At 48.5% G+C, this 5,635-nt stretch carries 6 protein-coding genes; all 6 read left to right on the top strand.

What is annotated here, in order from left to right; all coding sequences use genetic code 11:
- A partial coding sequence (gene argJ, locus IJ369_RS02525; RefSeq protein ID WP_290715609.1) for a bifunctional glutamate N-acetyltransferase/amino-acid acetyltransferase ArgJ occupies positions 1-913 on the top strand: 913 nt, incomplete at its 5' end.
- A gap of 20 nt (positions 914-933) precedes the next feature.
- A complete protein-coding gene (argB, locus tag IJ369_RS02520) occupies positions 934-1,797 on the top strand; it encodes an acetylglutamate kinase (RefSeq protein ID WP_290715607.1) in 864 nt (287 codons plus the stop codon).
- Positions 1,798-1,860: 63 nt separating this feature from the next.
- The gene (locus IJ369_RS02515) at positions 1,861-3,033 is read left to right on the top strand and encodes an aspartate aminotransferase family protein (RefSeq protein ID WP_290715606.1); all 1,173 of its coding nucleotides are present in this window, start codon (positions 1,861-1,863) and stop codon (positions 3,031-3,033) included.
- Positions 3,034-3,211: 178 nt separating this feature from the next.
- Positions 3,212-4,117, top strand: a complete 906-nt coding sequence (gene argF / locus IJ369_RS02510) for an ornithine carbamoyltransferase (protein WP_290715604.1) — start codon at positions 3,212-3,214, stop codon at positions 4,115-4,117.
- Between the two features lie 191 nt (positions 4,118-4,308).
- On the top strand, positions 4,309-4,857 hold the full coding sequence (gene rbr, locus IJ369_RS02505) for a rubrerythrin (RefSeq protein ID WP_290715602.1): 549 nt from the start codon (positions 4,309-4,311) through the stop codon (positions 4,855-4,857).
- 284 nt (positions 4,858-5,141) lie between these two features.
- Positions 5,142-5,635, top strand: a 494-nt coding sequence (locus IJ369_RS02500; RefSeq protein WP_290715600.1) for a Na+/H+ antiporter NhaC family protein, incomplete at its 3' end; no start/stop codon positions are given.

Below are 5,635 nucleotides of genomic sequence, written 5' to 3'. Positions count from 1 at the left end.
GCATCTGAAGCCCGAAGATATCATCGTGGCATCCACAGGTGTCATCGGTCAGGTTCTGCCCATCGAACCCATTGAAAAAGGCATCGCTGCTCTGGCTCCTATCCTGTCTAAGGACGGCAACGCTGACGCAGTGGAAGCCATAATGACAACAGATACAAAACCCAAGGAAGAAGCCTACGAAATCGAGATCGGCGGCAAATCCGTAAAAATCGGCGCTATGGCAAAGGGCAGCGGTATGATCCACCCCAACATGGCAACTATGCTGGGCTTCCTGACAACAGACGCAGCCATCACAACACCTATGCTGCAGAAAGCACTGAAACTGGCAGTTGACGATACCTTCAACATGGTTTCCGTAGACGGCGACACTTCCACAAACGACATGGTTTCCATCATGGCAAACGGCATGGCGGAAAACCCCGTCATCGATAAAGAAGGCGAAGATTTCGACCTGTTCGTAAAAGTAGTCAAAGAGATCTGCACATCCATGGCGAAAAAGATCGCAGGTGACGGCGAAGGCGCTACAAAACTGGTGGAATGTACAGTCACAGGCGCACCCACAACACCTCTGGCAAAAGCCATTGCCAAATCCGTTATCACATCCAGCCTGACAAAGGCAGCGATGTTTGGCGCAGACGCTAACTGGGGCAGAATCCTGTGTGCCATCGGCTACACAGAAGGCGATTTTGCCGTAAATGATATTCAGGTGGATATTTCTTCCTCTAAGGGCAGCATTCTGGTTTGCCAGAACGGCGCAGGCGTAGCTTTCGATGAAGACGTTGCAAAGGAAATCCTGCTGGAAGAAGAGATCCATATTGAGATCGCAATGAAACAGGGCGACGCAACCGCAACAGCCTGGGGCTGCGACCTGACATACGATTACGTGAAAATCAACGGGGATTATAGAACTTGATATACGGAAGAGGAAAGGTTATGGAAGAAGAAATGAACATGAATAGCTTGAAGGCAAAGGTGCTGACCGCAGCCCTGCCTTACATCCAGAAATATTACGGCAAAACAGTAGTTGTAAAATATGGCGGCAACGCCATGATCCACCCTATGCTGAAAAAAGCAGTGATGAGCGATATCATCCTGCTGAAGCTGGTCGGCATCAATATTGTTTTGGTACACGGCGGCGGCCCTGAAATCAGCGGCATGCTGAAACGACTGGAGATCCCCTCCAAATTCGTAGATGGCCTGCGCTATACCGACGACGAAACCATCGAAGTGGTACAGATGGTGCTTTCCGGCAAAACCAATAAAGATCTGGTTTCCCTGATCGGTCAGCTGGGCGGCAAAGCCATCGGTATGTGCGGTATCGACGGCGGCATGATCCAGGCGAAAAAACTGGACGGCGATTACGGTTTTGTTGGCGATATCACTCACATCAATACAGAACCCATTGAAAACGCCATCGCCCATGGCTATATCCCCGTTATCGCTACCGTGGGTACAGACCTGGAAGGCAATGTTTACAACATCAACGCAGACACTGCCGCTGCAGAGATCGCAACAGCCCTGCAGGCAGAAAATATCATCACACTGACAGACATCCGCGGCCTGCTGCTGGATGTAAACGACCCCGACTCTCTGATTTCCAACGTAACATCCAAGGATATCCCCAAACTGATGGAAGATGGTATCATCAGCGGCGGCATGATCCCTAAGATCAAGGGCCTGGATAAAGCCGTAAATTCCGGCGTAAAGAAAGCCGTTATGATCGACGGCAGAATCGAACATTCCATCCTCATCGAAATCTTCTCCGATGAAGGTATCGGTACTATGTTTACGAAATAAATTTACTTATAAAATAAACTTACCTTATAAATAGAAACGATTGATACGAAAGAAGGGATTCCCATGAGCTTTGAAGAAATCAAAAAAATGGATGATGCTTACGTTATGCATACATACGGCCGCTACGGCGTAGCCGTTGACCACGGCAACGGTGCCATCTGCTATGACCCCGCAGGCAAATCCTATATCGACTTCACCAGCGGCATCGGCGTAAACTCCCTGGGTTTTGCTGACGAAGGCTGGGTAAAGGCTGTCACAGCACAGCTGAATAAACTGCAGCACATTTCCAACCTGTACTACACAGAACCCTGCGCCCAGGTGGCAAAGCTGCTCTGCGAAAAGAGCGGCATGAAAAAAGTATTCTTCGGCAACAGCGGCGCAGAAGCAAATGAAGGCGTCATCAAGGCCGCAAGAAAATATTCCTTCCAGAAATACGGCGAAGGCAGAAGCAAAATCGTCGCTCTGGAAAACTCTTTCCACGGCAGAACTATGGCTGCCCTTTCCGCAACAGGTCAGACTGCTTATCATAACTTCTTCTTCCCCTTCGTAGACGGCTTCGTTTTTGCAGAAGCCAATAATATCGAAGATACCCTTTCCAAACTGACAGACGACGTTTGCGCCGTGATGATGGAAATGGTACAGGGCGAAGGCGGCGTAATGCCTCTGGAAAAAGAATACGTACAGGCGATTTATAACGCTTGTCAGGAAAAAGACATCCTTTTCATCGTGGATGAAGTACAGACAGGTGTCGGCAGAACAGGTACTTTCTACAGCTATCAGCAGTTCGGCATCCAGCCCGACCTGGTATCCTCTGCGAAGGGTCTGGGCGGCGGCCTGCCCATCGGCGCAGTGCTGTTTGGCGAAAAAACACAGGAAACACTGGTTCCCGGTGACCACGGCTCCACCTTCGGGGGCAACCCCGTTGTTTGCGCCGGCGCAGTAGAAATCCTGAACCGCATGGATGCTGATTTCCTGCAGGAAGTAACAGCCAAAGGCGACTATATGAAGGCTGCCATCGAAAAAATGCCCCATGTAACAGGCGTTGCCGGCATGGGCATGATGCTGGGCATCGAACTGGATACAGACGTGAAGCCCATCGTAAATACACTGATGGAAAATGGCCTGCTGGTGCTGACAGCAAAGCACAAAATGCGCCTGCTGCCTCCTCTGAGCATCACACAGACAGAACTGGAAAAAGGCCTGTCTATTCTGAAAGAAACATTGGAAAATCTTTGATCTTCATATATAATTGTACATATACATATTATTGCCCCGCAAAAACGTGCATGGTCGGCTTTGCCTCCAGTCTACAGTTGCGTTGCAACTGAATGAGTTTTTACAAATCGGGTTCAGGGCATGATGTCCTGGCAGGGGTCGAGAGGGGACAGCGTCCCCTGGAAAGAGAGGAAACATAATGAAACATTTTCTGAAATTATTAGACTGCACAACAGAAGAAATCTATGAACTGCTGGATCTGGCAGCAACCATGAAACAGTACGTAAAAGAAGGCAAAGAACATCATTTCCTGAAAGGCAAAACACTGGGCATGATCTTCGAAAAATCCTCCACACGTACTCGTATCTCCTTTGAAACAGGCATGTATCAGCTGGGCGGCCACGCTCTGTTCATCAGCGCAAAGGATTCTCAGATCGGCCGCGGCGAACCCACACAGGATACAGCCCGCGTAATGAGCCGCATGCTGGATGGCATCATGATCCGTACTTTCGAACAGAAAGAAGTGGAAATGCTGGCGGAATACGGTTCTATCCCCGTAATCAACGGTCTGACAGACCTGTGCCACCCCTGCCAGGTTATGGCTGACCTGCTGACCATCCGTGAACACAAAGGCACTCTGGAAGGCCTGACTATGTGCTACATCGGCGATGGCAACAATATGGCAAACTCCCTGATCGTTGGCGGCCTGAAAACAGGTATGAACGTACAGATCGCCTGCCCCGAAGGCTACCGCCCCGATCCTTCCGTAATGGAATTTGCCGCACAGTTCCCCGATAAATTCTCCATCACAGATAAGCCCATGCTGGCTGCCGCAGGCGCAGATGTAGTCATCACAGACTGCTGGACATCCATGGGCCAGGAAGAAGAAAAGAAAGAAAGAGAAAAAGCTTTTGCCGGCTATCAGGTAAACAAAGAACTGATGAAACTGGCAAAACCCGATGCAATGGTTCTGCACTGCCTGCCCGCTTACCGCGAACAGGAAATCACAAACGAAGTTTTCGAAGAACATGCAAACGAAATCTTCGACGAAGCAGAAAACAGACTGCACGCACAGAAAGCCGTACTGGTAAAACTGATGGGCTAAACCGAGACTTTGCCGCATATCATAAAAAGGTATGCGGCTTTTTCATTTCCCTAAAAATAAATATGAATATTTTCCCAAAAAGGTGTTGACAAATCTCCACCTTAGAGATATAATTTAGACAAGATATTAAATAATAATCATTCTTAATTAGAGAGAGCAAAGAGAGTGACATTTTTAAGGAGGACGATAATATGAAGGCATACGATATCAAAGGTACAAAAACAGAAAAAAACCTGATGGAAGCATTTGCAGGCGAATCTCAGGCTAGAAACAAATATACATACTATGCAAGCAAAGCAAGAAAAGAAGGCTATGAACAGATCGCAGACCTGTTCCTGGAAACAGCAAACAACGAAAAAGAACACGCAAAAATCTGGTTCAAGCTGCTGCATGAAGGCGATGTTCCCGGCACAGCTGCAAACCTGCTGGACGCTGCTGAAGGCGAAAACTATGAATGGACAGATATGTACGACAGAATGGCGAAAGAAGCAAAAGAAGAAGGCTTCGACCACATCGCTTACCTGTTTGAAGCTGTAGGCAAGATCGAAAAAGAACACGAAGAACGCTATCGCAAACTGCTGGCTAACGTAGAAGGCGGTCTGGTATTCTCCAGAGATGGCGACATGATCTGGCAGTGCGCAAACTGCGGTCACATCCACGTAGGCCCCAAAGCTCCCAACATGTGCCCTGTATGCGAACACCCTCAGGCATACTTCCAGCTGGTAGCAAAGAACTACTAATATCAGAAATTTACTTTAGGCAAACTCATATATCCCCTAAGCATAAAAAAGTCCCCTATCCTATGATAGGGGTTCTTTTTTTATACCTCAAAAGACCTACAGCAGTGCTGGCCGCCCTTTTTCTTTTCGGATGATGGAAAATTTCGGAAAGTTTCCCGAAAAACAGGGATTTCCGCCAAAAGTCTACTTTACTTCCCCCTTTGAAAATGTTAAGATGGAAGCCGAGTGTTTAAATCAGACAAGAGATCTGATGGAAAGAAGAAATTTAGCAAAGGAGCAAAACTATGGAAATGAAACACAAAAAAGGCAGTGGCCTTGCCCTGCTGCCCTTTCTCATCTTCATCGCCATCTACCTTGGCGCAGGGCTCATCCTGCAGGCCCAGGGCGTGGAAATGGCCTTTTATCAGTTCCCCTCTGTTACAGCCATGTTTATCGCTGTGCTGTTCGCTTTTTGCATGGGGAAAGAAAGCATCAACGAAAAATTTTCTATCTTTGCCAGAGGCGCAGCCAATGAAAACGTGCTGACCATGCTGATGATCTACATTCTGGCAGGGGCATTCGCAGGCGTTGCAGCCGCTATGGGCGGCAGAGACGCTACGGTAAATCTGGGTCTGAGCATTGTACCTCCCCAATTTCTGGTGGCAGGTATCTTCATCATCTCCGCCTTCATGGGCACGGCCACAGGTACTTCCGTTGGTACGGTCAGCGCTAACATCCCAATCGCCGTTGGCGTGGGCGAAAAGGTGGGCCTTTCCGTTCCCCTTGTCATGGGGGCATG

Origin of the sequence: Anaerotignum sp., assembly GCF_017483025.1 — a bacterium.
Lineage (GTDB): Bacteria > Bacillota > Clostridia > Lachnospirales > Anaerotignaceae > Anaerotignum_A.
Note: the sequence above shows the minus strand (reverse complement) of the source record. Positions and strands in the feature narration are given on the sequence as shown.

Coding starts and splice junctions, on each gene's coding strand:
- argB (WP_290715607.1), top strand. CDS start 934: ATGGAAGAAGAAATGAACATGAATAGCTTGAAGGCAAAGGTGCTGACC.
- IJ369_RS02515 (WP_290715606.1), top strand. CDS start 1,861: ATGAGCTTTGAAGAAATCAAAAAAATGGATGATGCTTACGTTATGCAT.
- argF (WP_290715604.1), top strand. CDS start 3,212: ATGAAACATTTTCTGAAATTATTAGACTGCACAACAGAAGAAATCTAT.
- rbr (WP_290715602.1), top strand. CDS start 4,309: ATGAAGGCATACGATATCAAAGGTACAAAAACAGAAAAAAACCTGATG.